16 protein-coding genes are annotated in these 17,026 nt (G+C 49.1%); 6 read left to right on the forward strand and 10 right to left on the reverse strand.

The features are described 5' to 3' along the window. Positions 1-459: 459 nt before the first annotated feature. From B5F25_RS13460 to B5F25_RS13495, 8 genes are all read right to left on the reverse strand, one after another. On the reverse strand, positions 460-1,083 hold the full coding sequence (locus B5F25_RS13460; RefSeq protein ID WP_022038608.1) for a lysine exporter LysO family protein: 624 nt from the start codon (positions 1,081-1,083) through the stop codon (positions 460-462). After that, positions 1,073-1,360, reverse strand: a complete 288-nt coding sequence (locus B5F25_RS13465) for a LysO family transporter (RefSeq protein ID WP_022038609.1) — start codon at positions 1,358-1,360, stop codon at positions 1,073-1,075. Before B5F25_RS13465 ends, B5F25_RS13460 begins: the two co-directional genes overlap by 11 nt. A 392-nt stretch (positions 1,361-1,752) precedes the next feature. After that, positions 1,753-2,658, reverse strand: coding sequence for an AraC family transcriptional regulator (locus B5F25_RS13470; protein WP_087250127.1), 906 nt, complete (start codon positions 2,656-2,658; stop codon positions 1,753-1,755). Between the two features lie 94 nt (positions 2,659-2,752). Further along, entirely contained in the window at positions 2,753-3,907 is a 1,155-nt protein-coding gene (fucO, locus tag B5F25_RS13475; RefSeq protein WP_013618545.1) for a lactaldehyde reductase, read from the reverse strand. Between the two features lie 97 nt (positions 3,908-4,004). Continuing rightward, positions 4,005-4,814, reverse strand: coding sequence for a rhamnulose-1-phosphate aldolase (gene rhaD, locus B5F25_RS13480; RefSeq protein ID WP_013618544.1), 810 nt, complete (start codon positions 4,812-4,814; stop codon positions 4,005-4,007). 115 nt (positions 4,815-4,929) lie between these two features. Further along, entirely contained in the window at positions 4,930-5,964 is a 1,035-nt protein-coding gene (gene rhaT, locus B5F25_RS13485) for an L-rhamnose/proton symporter RhaT (RefSeq protein WP_013618543.1), read from the reverse strand. A 207-nt stretch (positions 5,965-6,171) separates the two neighbouring features. Beyond that, positions 6,172-7,431: an L-rhamnose isomerase gene (locus B5F25_RS13490; RefSeq protein WP_204429965.1), complete on the reverse strand. Its 1,260-nt coding sequence runs from the start codon at positions 7,429-7,431 to the stop codon at positions 6,172-6,174. Positions 7,432-7,629: 198 nt separating this feature from the next. After that, positions 7,630-9,090: a rhamnulokinase family protein gene (locus B5F25_RS13495; RefSeq protein WP_087250151.1), complete on the reverse strand. Its 1,461-nt coding sequence runs from the start codon at positions 9,088-9,090 to the stop codon at positions 7,630-7,632. A 130-nt stretch (positions 9,091-9,220) separates the two neighbouring features. Here B5F25_RS13495 and B5F25_RS13500 point away from each other — a divergent pair, with 130 nt between their 5' ends. After that, positions 9,221-9,898, forward strand: a complete 678-nt coding sequence (locus B5F25_RS13500; protein WP_241148412.1) for a hypothetical protein — start codon at positions 9,221-9,223, stop codon at positions 9,896-9,898. 208 nt (positions 9,899-10,106) lie between these two features. Here the strand turns inward: B5F25_RS13500 and B5F25_RS13505 are convergent, their stop codons facing one another. Further along, the gene (locus B5F25_RS13505) at positions 10,107-10,475 is read right to left on the reverse strand and encodes a thioesterase family protein (RefSeq protein ID WP_022040096.1); all 369 of its coding nucleotides are present in this window, start codon (positions 10,473-10,475) and stop codon (positions 10,107-10,109) included. Positions 10,476-10,761: 286 nt separating this feature from the next. Further along, on the reverse strand, positions 10,762-11,964 hold the full coding sequence (locus tag B5F25_RS13510) for a mechanosensitive ion channel domain-containing protein (RefSeq protein WP_022040097.1): 1,203 nt from the start codon (positions 11,962-11,964) through the stop codon (positions 10,762-10,764). 226 nt (positions 11,965-12,190) lie between these two features. Here B5F25_RS13510 and B5F25_RS13515 point away from each other — a divergent pair, with 226 nt between their 5' ends. From B5F25_RS13515 to B5F25_RS13535, 5 genes are all read left to right on the forward strand, one after another. Beyond that, positions 12,191-12,721: a TlpA disulfide reductase family protein gene (locus tag B5F25_RS13515; RefSeq protein WP_087210280.1), complete on the forward strand. Its 531-nt coding sequence runs from the start codon at positions 12,191-12,193 to the stop codon at positions 12,719-12,721. A 151-nt stretch (positions 12,722-12,872) separates the two neighbouring features. Further along, entirely contained in the window at positions 12,873-13,760 is an 888-nt protein-coding gene (locus tag B5F25_RS13520; RefSeq protein ID WP_087250130.1) for an electron transfer flavoprotein subunit beta/FixA family protein, read from the forward strand. A gap of 4 nt (positions 13,761-13,764) precedes the next feature. Continuing rightward, on the forward strand, positions 13,765-14,784 hold the full coding sequence (locus tag B5F25_RS13525; protein ID WP_087250132.1) for an electron transfer flavoprotein subunit alpha/FixB family protein: 1,020 nt from the start codon (positions 13,765-13,767) through the stop codon (positions 14,782-14,784). A 62-nt stretch (positions 14,785-14,846) separates the two neighbouring features. Beyond that, positions 14,847-15,218: a four helix bundle protein gene (locus B5F25_RS13530; protein WP_022040101.1), complete on the forward strand. Its 372-nt coding sequence runs from the start codon at positions 14,847-14,849 to the stop codon at positions 15,216-15,218. Positions 15,219-15,306: 88 nt separating this feature from the next. Further along, complete coding sequence (locus tag B5F25_RS13535) at positions 15,307-17,016, forward strand: acyl-CoA dehydrogenase family protein (RefSeq protein WP_087250134.1); 1,710 nt, start codon at positions 15,307-15,309, stop codon at positions 17,014-17,016. The last annotated feature ends 10 nt before the right edge of the window (positions 17,017-17,026 follow it).

A 17,026-nucleotide genomic window follows, 5' to 3' on the forward strand; every position in this document is an offset into this window, starting at 1 on the left:
CAAAGGTACGCCTTTTTACCGAAACTGCAAGAAACTGGAGAACTTTTTTTGAAACTTTTTTCATGTGAAATATGCAAAATGCTGATATTCACAGATATACAGGAAAATATTTACACCTAAAAAGAACTTCGTAAGAATAACAATACTCCTTATTATATATAACAACAGAAAACCGAAGGCAAGGATACAAAAAAGCACCTATATGAACGGGGGCATGGAAGATATATCCGTTGACCCGTACATATAAGTGCGTATAAAAAGAGAACGATACTTCTCGCAGTATTTATTTGCACATTTCGCATATGTCACCGTATATAAAGACAATGTGCACATCATCTTTTTTACGAAAATGACGCATAAATTCCAGAAACAAAAAACAAGAGCTATGTCTGTCTATGCCTATCTATGCCCCATAAAGATGCACAAATCCATACCGTGCCTGGTATAAAATCCTTTACTTTATCGACAAAAGAAAGATATGAGTAAAGGAACACTCATTTCCAGAATTATTCCATGCAAAATAGCTAATGGCACTAAATTTTTCCCCGAGTACCGATACACCAACGGCAACATTACATCCATTGAATTGATGCCTGCAGCCGAAATAGGTGCCAACCTACCAAAAACCCGTGTAAAGAAGGGGGCTCCCAACAACGAAATCATTTCCCGAATGATATTTGCCAATAAAGCCAATGTACCTAATTCCGCTGCAACCTGCACTCCCACCGATGCACTCTTAATTTCGGTTATCAGTACCGATGAGAGAGAATAATAGGCAAAGCCGCTTCCCACCGCCATGCAATCGGCAGTACCCCAATGCGTCAGAAAAAAACTGGCAAAAAAAGAAAAAAGCAAAGTCCCTGCAATAGTAGACAAAGGGACAAGCAACATCTTGAAATTCAATGCATGAAGCATCTCTTTCAAATTCTTATTAGAACCAATACCAATGCCAACTTGAAGAATCAGGGCATAAAGAATCAACATCGTGGTATTCCCTTTCACCCATTCTGAAGGAACCCAATGATGAGCCCCTAACATACCACCCAGCGTAAAGACACAAATAATAAGCAAACTATTCTTCATCGTTCCTCCTTTCTTTCTTAAATAGAAAACGGTATGCGAAATACCCTCCTACCAGACTACCCATCGTTCCCAATACAGCGAGAAAAGCCGCCTGATAACCAAACTTATCCAAATTTGAAACCAACTCATCGTTCGACCCGATGGAGATGCCGAATACAAATAACATCAATAACACGGTATAGGAAACGGTCTTCTCTACTTGATGCAAAAAAGTCACCCGACGAAACACATAACCGATTCCTATCCCTATAAACAACAGGAACAAAACCGTAAACATAACTAACACATTAAGCTTTAGAAATAAAACAGAGCAATACATTCCCTTATATCACCCCAAGAGCCTGTTTAGAAACGTTTTTGAATCTCTACAAAAAGTATTCTTGACTTGATGTATGAAGGATGTATTGGCTGAAAAAAGGATATTCATTGTTATAAAAACAACCGGAATGGAAAGTACAGAACGTACCTTCCCTACTTGTCGACCATTTAGATAAAGCCCGTAAACCAATGCACAACAAACCTCCTGTGCGTCTTCTCTTGCAGACACGCACACATACATGGAGTAATATGTTGTAATAAAACCTTCATAGCCTTTCTATCATTTAACGGGCTGCAAAGATAAGCATTTTTACCGAAATGCAGAATATATATACAGGAAATATTCCGATACTATTTTAAATCTCTACCGAATGCCCTGTATTTCAATGGTGTAATCCCTGCATGTTTCTTAAACAAATTCGAAAAATGCTCGGTAGATGTATATCCCAACATAAAGCAGATTTCCTTCACCGAATGCGTACTTCCGACCAACAATTGCTTGGCTTTCCGCATTTTCAGTTCCTGAAAATATTTTGCCGGAGCATATCCCGTATAATCTTTAAACGCCTTGCGAAACCACGAATAGCTGAGATTCAACCGTGCCGCCAACTGTTCCGGATCTATCTCCCGACAAAGATTTTCGTTCATGATAATTTTGGCCTGTTCCATCTTCTCGGACACATTATCTTTTTCAAACACATTATTCCGGGATACGGAAAGCACCAACCCAATCATATGCAATACAATCCCTGCCAAATATTGTTGTGACGCCGTCTTATCCTCCTCAGCTACCTCCAATGCACGCGAAAACAACATGGCCAGCTCCTCATTCAGTCCGATGTCGAGCACCTGGTTATCTTTTGTCAAAAAAGAATTCCTGACAAGCTGGTCGGCCATTGTCCCTTCAAATCCAATGTAATATTCATTCCATCCCGTTGCCGTATCCGGCTTGTATGTATGCCATTGTCCGGGAAAAAGAACAATCAGATGCCCTTTTCCCACCTGCCGGTCAGGAGTATCATCGGATGCAAAAGAACCTTGCCCTTTCGTAATGTAAAGCAACTGATATTCACGCAGGACACGTCCTTTTTGCGCATTAAAGAAATAGCCGGAAGGATGATTCCGCACCGGATAAGGAGAATTAGGACGAATCGATTGATAACCTACCGTATTGATTGAAAGCCCGAAGCTCCGGTCTTTATCATTTACGATAAGATATTTCAGTTCCATGCCTGTATCATTGTATAATTTTGCCATACGTGTGGATTTTACGGATTATGGCAAATATACAAATTAAAAAGGAGACCACAACGGGCCTCCTCCATTTTATACAAATTATACAAAAAAGACATCAATATGCCTTGCGATACAGGGCTTCGATGTCTTCTATCGAAGTGGGACGCGGATTGCCTCCGGTGCAGACATCGTTGAAGGCATCGATTGCCAACTGGTGCAGGTCTTCCTCGCGCACACCGATTTCGTGCAGCTTCTGCGGGATGTTGATGCTGAGCGAGAGGGCACGCACCGCCTCGATGGCTGCTTTCACCCCTTCTGCCTCGGTCATGCCTTCCGTATCCACTCCCATTGCCTTGGCGATATGGATATACTTGGGAGCCGCCGGCGATTCGGCATTATACTCCATCACATAAGGCAAGAGCAATGCGTTTGCCACGCCGTGAGGTGTGTCATAATGCGCACCCAGCGGATGAGCCATCGAGTGTACGATGCCCAGCCCTACGTTGCTGAACCCCATACCGGCGATATATTGTGCCTGCGACATTGCTTCACGCGCCACCGGGTCGTTGCCATTATCTACCGCAGCCTTCAGGTTCCCGGCAATCATTTCGATAGCCTTCAGTTCGAACATATCCGACATCAGCCACGCACCCGGCGTAATGTAGCTTTCGATGGCGTGGGTCAGGGCATCCATACCCGTAGCGGCGGTCAAGCCTTTGGGCATGGAATACATCAATTCGGGGTCGACAATCGCTACACACGGGATGTCATTCGGGTCGACACATACCATTTTCTTTTGAGCCTGCTCGTCGATGATGACATAGTTGATGGTCACTTCGGCTCCCGTACCTGCCGTAGTAGGCAATGCAAAAGTCGGAACCGCTTTATGGCGGGTATCGGCAACCCCTTCCAACGAACGCACATCGGCAAATTCGGGATTATTCACCACGATACCGATGCCTTTGGCGGTATCAATCGCCGAGCCTCCGCCCAATGCTACGATGAAATCGGCTCCCGAAGCTTTATAAGCCTCCACGCCGTGCTGCACGTTGGCGATGGTGGGATTTGCCTTCACGTCGCTATACACTTCGTAAGGGATGTTGTTCTTGTCGAACACTTCAATCACTTTATCTGCTACGTGAAAACGAATCAAATCGTTGTCGGTCACGAAAAACGCTTTCTTGAAACCTCTGCGCTGCGCTTCCGTGCCAATGCTTTCGCGGCATCCCGCACCGAAATACGAGGTTTCGTTCAAAATCATTCTGTACATAGTTCTGTTTTGTTTAAAGGTTATTTTTATCTCACCACAGATTACACAGATTAGAAAATTAATTATTTAATCTGCGTAATCTGTGGTGAAAAACTCATCATTTCGGCAAATTGAAAGCCACTGACATTTCCTTCATCTGCTCCTGGCTCATGCCTTCGGGTTCGAAGCCCATGTTCTTCGCCGCGATGTAAATCAATGCCGATTTGTTGAGCACATCCACCTGGTCGAATGCCGCCATGATGTCGGTATCTACGGCAAACACGCCGTGCTTTTCCCACATCACCACATCGTAGTCATCCAGTTCCTTGATGGTCGCCTCAGCCAGTTCTACCGAGCTGGGCAATTTGTAGGGAACCATTCCCAAGCCGCGCGGACAAAATGCCTTCGTCTCCGGGATCATGCTCCACAAGAGGTTGGAAGCGACATCCTTCTGCATAAACTTCTGGTTATGGGTCAACGCCACCAGTTCGATGGGGTGAGTGTGGAGCGATGCCTTGTAGTTCATACCCTTCGAAAGCAGGTAGTTGTGCACACTCAGGTGCGAAGGCAACTCAGAAGTAGGCATCACCGGCTGGTCGGCGATGATGACATAGCTGGCACAATCGTCCAGAATGCGGATAACCGAGCCGTTTGCCATCGGGTCGCGTGCCAGGTCGCGCATCCGTTTCTGCGTGCCTTTGCAATAGAAATAACATCCCTTCAATTGGGGAAGTACCGCACCGATTTGTTTCACTTCGCTGATAGCGGGCATCGTGCGGATGGCATCGTCCACGTATTCGGTGATGTTGATGGTGATGTTTCCGCCGTTGCGTTCAGCCCAGCCTTTCTGCCACAGATAGCCTGCGACTTCTGCTACTTTACCAATCTCGGCAGCCAGTGCCGGACGGTTGTTCAATATTGATTCCATATCGTTTTAAGTTTATAAGTTCTTTCGTTTTTAAGTTTATGAGTTCTTCACCACAGATTACACAGATTAAATAATTAATTTTCTAATCCGTGTAATCTGTGGTGAAAAAAGAAGCTTACCCCAGCAACTGAGGCAGGAACGATGACACGATGAGCACCGCCAGACCGATGACCAATACCGTAATGGTTTTCGGCGAGCAGCCTTTCCATTCCTTCAGGATGATGCCCCACACGTTCGAGAACACCACGTTGAGCGCCATCAGGATGCAGAAGGCGAAAGTCATCAGCACGGGCGACGAAGTGAGGAAGCCCTTGCCGAGTGCCAGCCCGAAGAACTGGCTATACCACAACACGCCAGCCAGGGCACAGAAGACGAGGTTATTCGTCCATACATTGCCTTTACGATAGTCTCCCCACGTGCGGTTCTTCCCGTTCTGGAAGAAACAATACACGGCATTCGTCACAAAACCGCCCAGCGTGACGAGGAACGTTGCCGGAAGCGTCTTGAACATATCCGCCGACTCCTCGAAGTGGATAGACGAGCCGAACTCCAGCCCCACATTGAAGCAACCGCTCATAAACCCTGCCAGCAGGGCGATGGCGATGCCTTTCGGGAAATTGAAGTCCTTCACCGCCGCCTTTTTCTCCTCTTCGCTCAGGCTCTGCGACTTCATGTTGCCCGCCACGCCGATGATGGCAATGCCCACAAGCGTCACCACTACACCGATAATGACCGAAGCCGTCAGCTTCTCCAGATGATGCGCCTCGGGATAGAAAACGTTCAGTATCACCGGAGCCAGAATGGTGCCCAGACCGGCGCACGTGCCCAGCGAGATGCTTTGTCCCAGCGCCACGCCAAGGTAGCGCATCGAAAGCCCGAAAGTCAGTCCGCCCACGCCCCACAGCACACCGAAAAGGATGGTCATTGCCACATCCAGCCCGCTTGCACCGGCAAACAACTCAAAAAGGCTGTGTCCCGCAGGAACAGCCAGCAACGCACCCAGCAGCGGGAAAACCAGCCAGGCAAACACGCCCTGAACCAGCCAGTACGACTCCCAGCTCCAGTCTTTTATCCGATTAATCGGCACGTAACAGCTCGACTGGCAGAACGCACCGATAGCAATAATCAATAGTCCGATTACTATATCCATTATCTGAATCGTTTTTTAGAATAATATATGAATATCCGCATTTTCCCCAAACCGGCGGATATTCATAAATAATATCAATCAGGAGTTAAAAGGAAGTTATCGCTTCGCTCAGGGAGTTAGAAGCCAATACCTTTGTATCGCTTTCATCCACAAAGCTATTGGCATTTAACTCCTTTTTACCTTCTTCTAACTTCTCCCGGGCAAGGATTAACCGCGTTTCGATGTCACGTCTGCCTCGTATTTTTCTACCTCGGCAATGAATTCTTCGCCTACCGGCACGTTGTTCTTCAGGCAGAACATGTCCCATACGGCGTTCCAAGGCAACGCTTTGGCTTCTTCCAGCAGGGCGAGGCGTTCGAACAGCTGGCCGTTTGCTTCGTACTGGCGGAGCTGCGCAAGCGGTTCGAGAAGCGCGCGGAGCATGCATTTCTGTGCCGCACGGCTACCCACAACGTACGCGCCGATGCGGTTGATGCTGGCATCGAAGTAATCGAGGCCGTAGTGCACGCGGTCGAGCGCGCCGCAACGCACGATTTCCTGGAAGAGTTCCAGTGTCGGGTCGTCCATAATGGTCACGTGGTCCGAGTCCCAACGGATAGGACGGCTCACGTGCAACATCAGTTCGGGCACGTAGAGCAGGAGCGACGAAACCTTGTCGGCAACGCTCTCGGTCGGGTGGAAGTGACCGGTATCCAACGTAATCATCTTGTTGTGCGATACGCCATAGCCGATGTAGAAGTCGTTCGAGCCTACGGTATAGCTTTCCAGCCCGATACCGAACACTTTCGATTCGATGCAGTCTTTCATGTTCTTGTATTCGGTAGCGAAAATCTGGTCGAGCGAATCCTTCAGCAGTTCGCGGTATTTCATGCGGTTCACGGTGATGTCCTTACTTCCGTCGTGCACCCATACGTTCATGATACAGGGGTCGCCCTGTGCCTCGCCCATGGCTTCCGCCACGGCACGGCAACGCTTGGTGTGCTCAATCCAGAACTGGCGGATGCTTTCGTCGGGATTAGCCAATGTCAGGCTTCCGCTTTTCGGGTGCGAGAAAGAAGTAGAGTTGAAGTCGAGCTTCATGTTGTGTTCTTTTCCCCAGTCCATCCAGCTTTGGAAATGACGTGGCTCTACCTGGTCGCGGTCTACGGGTTCACCCTGGAAGTCACCGTAGATTTCGTGCAGGTTCAAGCGGTGAGTACCGGGAATGTACGAAGCGGCTTTCAGGATATCCTGGCGCAGCTCGTCGATGTTGCGTGCACGTCCGGGATAATTTCCGGTGGTCTGGATACCTCCGGTCAGCGAGCCTGCTCCGGTTTCGAATCCGATGACATCGTCTGCCTGCCAGCAGTGCAGCGACAGGTGGAAGTCCTGCATGGTTTCCATTACTTTTTCCACGTCTACGCCTACAGCCGCATAGCGTTCTTTCGCGATTTCATACGCTTTGTTTACGAGTTCTTCTTTCATAATAGTATTGTTTTTTATGTTAATGAATAAGTTTTATTGAATAGAAGGAATTATTTGGGGAAGTTAAAGGGAGTAAAAAGGAGTTATGCCTTCGGCAGGAGTTAAATGCCAATAGTTCTGCTATGGCTTCCATTAGTAAAAGTATTGGCTTCTAACTCCTTTTAACTCCCTGAAATAACTCCCCTTTAACTCCTATTTATATTATTGTGTCACCGTCTTAAACTGCAAATAAGCGGCGTCCCATACCTCTTTGTGCTGGGGCTGGAAGGTCTTGAGCGGAATCGCCTGGCTCACGAAGCGGCGCATCAGCTGGATGTCGGTAGCTTTTCCGGCAGCCAGCGCCTGAATCATGATATTGCCCACGGCAGTAGCTTCCGACGGGCCCGCAACCACGGGGATGCCGATGGCATTTGCCGTCCACTGGTTGAGCAGCTCGTTGCGGCTTCCTCCGCCGATGACGTGCAACACTTCTATCGGATTGGGCGAAAGCGTCTGAAGGTTTTCCAGCACCTGGCGGTAGCGCAAGGCAAGGCTCTCGAAGATGCAGCGCACGATTTGCCCGCGCGTCTCGATGGCAGGCTGCTTGTGTGCCGTGCAATACGCCTTGATGGCTTCTTCCATATCCGCAGGGTTGGCGAAGACAGGGTCATCGGGCGCAATCAGGTTGCGGAACGGTTCGCTGGCATTCGCCTCGGCTATCAGTTCGGGATACGAAGTCTCGCCCCATCCGGCACGGCAACGCTCCAAGAGCCACATGCCGCAGATATTCTTCAGCAGACGGATGGTACCGTTCACTCCGCCTTCGTTCGTAAAGTTCAAAGCTTCGGTATCGGCGTTGATGACCGGCGCATCGGTCTCCACCCCCATCAGCGACCACGTGCCGCTGCTCAGGTAAGCGAAGTTCTTGTTTTGCGCAGGAACCGCAGCCACCGCCGATGCCGTATCGTGTCCGGCTACGGCAATCACGGGCACGGCTCCCAGCCCGGTGATGCGCTGCACCTCTTCGGTAAGCGTGCCCACGGTCTCGCCCGGATAGACAAAGCGGCCGAAGTTGTCTTCGTCCAGCATCAGGCTTTTCAGCAGCTCGGGCTCCAGGCGGCGCGTCTTCGCGTTCACCAGCTGGGCGGTAGAGGCAATGGTATATTCGCACACCATCTCGCCCGTGAGCATATAGCTCAGCGCGTCGGGGATAAAGAGGAGCTTGTCTGCCGCTTCCAGCGCACTGTCCTTGTGGCGGAGCATCGTGTCGAGCTGGAATATGGAATTGAAGTTCATCACCTGAATGCCGGTCAACTCATACACCCGGCTGCGCGGCACCCGTTCGAAATACTTCCCGGGAGCGCCCTCGGTATGCGGGTCGCGGTACGAATAAGGCTGGCGCAGCAGGCTTCCGTCCTTGCCCACGCACACGAAATCCACGCCCCACGTATCGATGCCGATCGAAGTGATTTCGATGTCCTCACGCGCCGCAGCCCGTTTCAGCCCCTCCAGAATGTTCCGGTAAAGTTCGTAGATATCCCAGTAGAAGTGTCCCCCCGTCTCGATGATATGATTGGGAAAACGGTTCATTTCTTCTGTTACCAGTCCTTCCTGAGTGAAAGAGCCTATTATCGTACGCCCGCTGGTAGCCCCGAGGTCGACGGCGAAAAAGCATTTTGTCATAGCCTGTTCCGAGTTTAATGTTACCAAATTTTCTTTTGCTGCAAAGATAAGCGAATCAATCATACGCTATCATGCGCATTTTGACCGAAAATATAAATGATTTGACATGCTTTTCAGCAGGAAAACCAAGATGAAGGGAAGAGTTTTCTCCACATCCTACACACAAAATCCGGCAGGTTTTGGACAAGACGCCAATATTACCTATCTTTACCGCCACATTTATTTATTATCCTCTGATATGGAAAACGAACTGCAGAAAAAGACTTATGAACGGATAACGGGCGAACTATCTCGTTTCCTGCCACTGGGCTATCTTGCCATGGTCATCATCGGCATGATTTTCAACTATTTCAGATATGAAGCTTTCGGACTGAACATCTTCCAATACGCTTCGGTCTTCGATTTCTTAATTTCCCCATTCGAAGACATGCACATCCTGCTTTTCATCTTCGGCTCAATGCTGTTGGTTCTCTTTACCATAAAAATGGACAAGCTTTGGAAAAAACATTTTCCAAAGTCCTATAAGAAATGGAGTTTTAAATGGACCGAAAGAAGCTGGTATAAGCCCGCCAGCTATATCTTTGTCATTACCGCCTATATATTTTATGGAGCCTATTTTTATGGCGTATACACTTACAATGCCGTACCCCAGAAAAAAGACATTACCGTCCGGTATCAAAATAACGAGACATTAACCGGCAAACAAATAGGAAAAGTGGGCAACGCCCTGTTCCTTTTATGCGGAGAAAAAGTGAAAATCATCCCCGCCACCGCTTATAAAGAATTGAGCTACCCTTTGGAAAAGTAAAACGAACCAGTCAAAAAACCAATAATATAACTGCGCTCCGTGTACGATTACAAATCGTCACGCTACACGATTAGTAATTGTATTGCTGTACGATTTGTAATTGTACACAAAACGCAATTATACTTCTTTCCATTCATGAATAAGTCATGTGGATTATAAGCCTATTGCAACCCAATTTACAGGCTGCTTCAGGAACAGGAATAAACATTCAGAGTTTGCTCATAAACCGTTCACGGTCTACGATGTAGCGGATGTGGGTGGCTTCGCCTACCACGCCTTTCGTATCGGAAGCCGTCACCTTGAAAGCCAGTTTCCGTCCTTCCACATTCTCCAGTACCGCCGTGGCGGACACTTCCTCGCCCAGCGCCGAAGGTTTCACATGGGTGGTTTCGATAAAAGCGCCCACCGTAGTGCTGCCTTCGGGAAGCTCGGGCTGTACAGCCTTCATCGCCGCATTTTCCATCAATGCTACCAAGGCGGGCGTAGCAAACACTTCCATATCGCCCGATCCTAACGCCAGGGCGGTATTCGCCTGCGTCACTTTTACTTTACTTGTATAAACCAATCCTTTTTCCATATTTGTTGTTTTTTATTTTTTAGGAGTTATCATTTCGTTTAGGAGTTAAGGAGTTAAAAGGAGTTATCACTCCGCTTCGCTCCGTTAGGAGTTAAAGCCAATAGTTTTGTTGGTGAAAGCATTAGTGAAAGTATTGGCTTGACTTCTTAACTCCTTGACTCCTTAACTTCTTAACTCCTTAACTTCTTAACTTCTTAACTCCTTAACTCCTTAACTTCTTAACTTCTTAACTCCTTAACTCCTTAACTCCTTAACTTCTTAACTCCCTATAACTCCCTATAACTCCTTAACTCCTTATAACCTCCATGAATCCCGCCAAATCGTTTCCCGACGGATGCTGGTACACACGTAAGCCAAACCGGGGCAGCACGGCAATGAAATGATTGAAGACCTCGTTCTGAATGCCTTCATAGGCAAGCCACTCCGTTGTCTGCGTGAAACAATAGAACTCCAACGGAAGCCCCTCGGGAGTGGGCTGCATCTGGCGCACCATAATCATCATATCCTGATGAATGCGGGGATGCGCATGGAGGTATTCCAGCGCATATCTCCGGAACACTTCCAGGTTCACCACCGGTTCTGCCCCTTCTTCGGGCATGCCGATCCACCCTTTTTCTGCAAAAGCCTCCATTTCATCACCGGTGCAGAAGCGGATGGTGGTCATATCGATATTGAGCGAACGCTTGATGCGCCTTCCTCCCGTCTCCCACATCCCGCGCCAGTTCTGGAACGAATCGCTCACCAAGGCATACGGGGGAATGGTGGTGATGGTCTTGTCGAAGTTCTGCACCTTCACCGTGGTGAGCGACACTTCTTTCACAAACCCGTCGGCACCGTATTTCGCCATCGTGACCCAGTCGCCCGGACGCAGCATGTCGTTCGCCGAGAGCTGTACGCCAGCCACCAGCCCGAGGATGCTGTCTTTGAATATCAGCATCAGCACTGCCGCCGAAGCACCCAGTCCGGCAAGTATGGTAGCGGCATTCTGGTCGATGAGGATGCTGATTATCAGAATCAGGCCTACACAAAAAGCAAGAATGCTCACCATCTGGTAAATTCCTTTCAGCGGGCGGTAGCGCAAGGTCTCGTGCTCGTTCGAAATTTCATAAAGCGACTTCAAGAATGCGTTGACCAGCATCAGCGTTGTGACCACCAGGTAAATGAGGCATGCTTTCAACAGGATGGTAAGCACGTAGGGATAGCCATCGAAAGCGAAAGGCAGCAGCAGGTAAAAGATGATAGGCGGAATCATCCGGGAGAAACTGTGCAGCATGTCATCGTTGAACAGGTAATCGTCCCATTTCGCCTTCGTCTTTGCCGTCAGCTTGCGCACCGCCGGAATCAGCGCATGACGGAATAACTTCGTCACGATGTACGAAACCAGCAATATAGCCAATATCAATATCACACGTGTCGTCCAGTCCAGATTCGACTTGTCGATGCCCATTTCCATCAAGACACGGGCGATTTCTTCATCTATATGTTCCATATAAGTTTTTAAGTTTTTGAGTTTTTAAGTTTTTGAGTTTTTAAGTTTCTTCTTGTCACGCCGGATTACAAATCCAGCGTAACAAGCAAGAAGCTGGCGTATTCGGGCGTATGCGATACGCCCCTACATGGGCTTCTGTAAGTTTTTGCTTTTAACGAGGCAAATATACGAAGCTTTTTTCATATATTTATCCACGAAAAGACGTATAACCTGTTAAGATTCGCTTATGACACACATTTATTACTGCATTTTATGGGGAATCTGCCTCATCCTGGCCGGCTGTATCCGCGATGATGCGGCATACGGCGAGGCGGGCATTGTGGCGGGCGACACGCTGCCTGAATTTCAGGTAGAATTGGACAACGGCTCCATGCTTGCCACTTCCGACCTTCAAGGCAAGGTGTCGGTACTGGTATTCTTCCATACCGGATGCCCTGATTGCCAACAGGAGCTTCCGGTCATCCAGCAACTGTACGACTTGTACCGGGCCAACGATTCAGTCGCCATCTATTGCATCAGCCGTGAAGAGGCGGCGGAGGAAATCGAAGCTTATTGGCAAGCCCATGGCCTGACCCTCCCCTATTCGGCACAAGAAAGCCGGAGCGTGTACAACCTGTTTTCGGGGCAAGGCATCCCGCGGGTGTACGTATCCGACAAGAGCCTGCAAGTCTACAGCACGTATTCGGACGACCCGATAGCCGGACTGGATGAGCTTACGGAAGACGTGGAGGCATTAAGGATGAAAAACAAAGAATGAACATCCGCATTTGCCCAAACCGGTAGGGGATAATTGGAATATTCTATTAAATTAATCGTTAATAGTGAACAGTTCATGGTGAAAAAACGAATGGTTTCATTAACTTTGCCGGCAACTAATTAAATTACTAATACCAAAATAAATAATCAAAATGAGTTTGAAAATTGTAGTTTTGGCAAAACAAGTACCCGACACGCGTTGCGTAGGGAAAGATGCCATGAATGCCGACGGCACCATCAACCGTGCGGCGCTTCCGGCGATATTCAACCCGGAAGACCTGAATGCCCTTGAACAGGCACTCCGACTGAAAGACACGCATCCCGGTTCTACCGTCACCATCCTGACCATGGGCCCCGGACGTGCAGCCGAAATCATCCGTGAAGGCTTATACAGAGGAGCCGATAACGGATACTTATTGACCGACCGTGCTTTTGCCGGTGCCGACACGCTTGCCACTTCGTATGCCCTTGCCACTGCTATCCGCAAGATTGGCGAGTATGACCTTATCATCGGCGGACGCCAAGCCATCGACGGTGATACGGCACAGGTAGGTCCGCAAGTAGCCGAGAAATTAGGCTTGCCTCAGGTGACTTATGTAGAAGAAATCGAAGAAGTGACCGACAAGGCTATCCGTGTGAAACGCCACATCGACGGAGGCGTGGAAACCGTAGAAGGTCCGCTTCCTATCGTATTGACCGTAAACGGAAGCGCAGCGCCTTGCCGCCCGCGTAACGCCAAACTGGTGATGAAATACAAACGTGCCTTAGGCGGACAGGAGAAAGCAGCCCTGACCAAAGATGGAGCAGCCCTTCCCTATGCAGACCAATACGAGAAACATCCTTACCTGAACATTACCGAATGGAGCGTAGCCGACGTGAACGGTGACACGAAGCAATGCGGCCTGTCGGGCTCACCCACGAAGGTAAAGAAAATTGAGAACATCATCTTCCAGGCAAAGGAAAGCAAGACCCTGACGGGAAGCGACGCGGATGTAGAAAACCTGATTGTTGAACTGTTGGCTAACCATACTATCGGATAAGACTATGAATAATGTATTTGTATATTGTGAGATGGACGGCACGCATGTTGCCGACGTCAGCCTCGAACTGTTAACGAAAGGCCGTAAACTGGCGAACGAATTAGGATGCCAACTGGAAGCCATCTGTGCGGGAAGCGGACTTGACAGTGTAGAAAAGCAAATGCTCCCCTACGGCGCAGACCGTGTGCACGTATTCGACGCTCCAGGATTGTACCCTTATACTTCCCTGCCCCATACCTCTATCTTGGTGAACCTTTTCAAAGAAGAAAAGCCTCAAATCTGCCTGATGGGCGCTACGGTCATCGGACGTGACTTGGGCCCGCGCGTATCTTCTGCCCTGACCAGCGGACTGACCGCCGACTGTACCCAGCTGGAGATAGGCGACCACGAAGACAAGAAGAATGGTGTCACCTATAAGAACCTGTTGTACCAAATCCGTCCGGCATTCGGAGGAAACATCGTTGCCACCATCGTTAACCCCGAACACCGTCCGCAGATGGCTACGGTGCGTGAAGGTGTGATGAAGAAAGAAATCCTCGACGAGAACTATCAGGGTGAAGTCATCCGACACGATGTAGCGAAGTATGTCCCCGAAACCGACTATGTGGTAAAGGTTATCGACCGCCACGTGGAAAAGGCGAAACACAACCTGAAAGGCTCGCCCATCGTTGTGGCCGGAGGATACGGCATGGGAAGCAAGGAAGGCTTCGACATGCTTTTCGAGCTGGCTAAAGAACTGCACGCCGAAGTGGGTGCCAGCCGTGCCGCCGTAGACGCAGGCTTCTGCGACCACGACCGCCAGATAGGCCAGACCGGTGTAACGGTTCACCCGAAACTCTACATTGCCTGCGGCATCTCGGGACAAATCCAGCACATCGCCGGCATGCAGGACGCAGGCATCATCATCTCGGTGAACAGCGATCCGAACGCGCCGATCAACACAATTGCTGATTATGTGATTAACGGGACGGTGGAAGAGGTCATTCCGAAGATGATTAAGTATTATAAGAAAAATAGTAAATAATGGAAGGAGTTAAAAGGAGTTAGAGGGAGTTAGAAGGAGTTAGAAGCCAATAGTTTTTACTTATGACACAAAGTTTTACCGACATCTTAGCATGGCAGAAGGCGCACCGGTTCGTTCTGGATGTCTATCGGGCGACAAGCAAGTTTCCCGCTCACGAACAATTTGGGCTTAGCTCACAATTCCACCGTGCCGCCATGTCTATTCCTGCCAATATAGCAGAAGGTTACAAAAGATTAGGTAAGGCAGACAAACTCCGTTTCCTCAATATCGCACAAGGCAGCTTGGAAGAATGCCGATATTATATCCTTTTAGCTAAAGACCTCAATTATATTACTGAAAATACCTATTACGAATTAATACGGAGCATAGAAGAAACTAGTTTTTTGCTGAACGCCTACTGCAAAGGCATCCGCGACAAACAATGGGAGAGATAAGGCAAAGAAGAGGCAATCCAAACATTTGTCCTCTAACTCCTTCTAACTCCCTCTAACTCCTTCTAACTCCTAAAAACAAAGAAAAACTATGCCAAACTATTATACCGAACATCCGGAACTCAAATTTCATTTGAACAACCCGATGATGGAGCGTATCTGTCAGTTGAAAGAACGCGATTATAGAGACAAAGACCAGTATGACTATGCGCCGCAAGACTATGCCGACGCGATGGACTCATACGACAAAGTGTTGGAAATCACCGGAGAAATCACCGGAGAAGTGATTGCAGCCAATGCCGAAGGCGTAGACCTGGAAGGTCCGCACCATGCCAACGGACGTGTGGAATATGCTTCGGGCACGAAGCAGAACCTTGACGCCATGGTGAAAGCAGGACTGAACGGAATGACCATGCCGCGCCGTTTCGGAGGACTGAATTTCCCGATTACTCCGTACACCATGTGTGCTGAAATCGTAGCTCAGGCTGATGCGGGTTTTGGAAACATCTGGTCATTGCAAGACTGTATCGAAACCCTCTACGAATTCGGAAACGAAGACCAGCACAGCCGTTTCATCCCACGCATCTGTGCCGGCGAAACCATGTCGATGGACCTGACCGAACCCGATGCCGGTAGTGACCTGCAAAGCGTCATGCTGAAAGCTACTTACGATGAAGCCAACCAATGCTGGCGCCTGAACGGTGTGAAGCGTTTCATCACCAACGGAGACGCCAACCTGCACCTGGTATTGGCTCGCTCGGAAGAAGGCACACACGACGGACGCGGGCTCTCGATGTTCATCTACGACAAGAACGACGGAGGCGTGGACGTTCGCCGCATCGAAAACAAATTGGGTATCCACGGCTCGCCCACTTGCGAATTGGTCTACAAGAACGCGAAAGCCGAACTTTGCGGCGACCGCAAACTGGGACTTATCAAATACGTAATGGCGTTGATGAACGGTGCCCGCCTGGGTATCGCCGCCCAATCGGTAGGATTGAGCCAGGCTGCATACAACGAAGGGCTTGCCTACGCCAAAGACCGTAAACAGTTCGGCAAGGCTATCATCGAATTCCCTGCCGTATACGATATGCTTGCCACGATGAAAGCGAAACTCGACGCAGGACGTGCCTTGCTTTACCAGACTTCGCGCTATGTAGACATCTACAAAGCATTGGACGACATCGCCCGCGAGCGTAAGTTGACTCCCGAAGAACGCCAGGAGCAAAAACGTTACGCCAAACTGGCAGATAGCTTCACCCCGCTGGCAAAAGGTATGAACTCGGAATACGCCAACCAGAACGCTTACGACTGTATCCAGATACACGGAGGTTCGGGCTTTATGATGGAATATGCCTGCCAGCGCATCTACCGCGACGCACGTATCACCAGCATCTACGAAGGAACAACCCAGCTTCAGACCGTAGCCGCTATCCGTTACGTGACCAACGGTTCGTATGCCGCTACCTTGCACGAGTACGAAGCCATCCCTTGCGCACCCGAATACCAAGGCTATATGGACCGCCTGAAAGCCATGACCGAAAAGCTGGAAGCCTGCACCGCCAAGGTGAAAGAAGCACAGAATCAAGAACTGCTCGACTTTACCTCACGCCGCCTGTATGAAATGGCAGCCCTCTGCGTGATGAGCCACCTGCTCTTGCAAGACGCGAACAAGGCTCCCGAACTTTTCGCCAAATCACTCGACGTATATGTAAATTATGCCGAAGCCGAAGTGGAAAAGCACTATAGCTTTATCCAGAACTTCCAGGCAGAAGAATTGGAAAACTACCGGAAAGCCTAAAAGCAGATGC

Origin of the sequence: Bacteroides sp. An19 (assembly GCF_002160215.1) — a bacterium.
In the GTDB taxonomy this organism is placed as follows: Bacteria; Bacteroidota; Bacteroidia; order Bacteroidales; family Bacteroidaceae; genus Phocaeicola; species Phocaeicola intestinalis.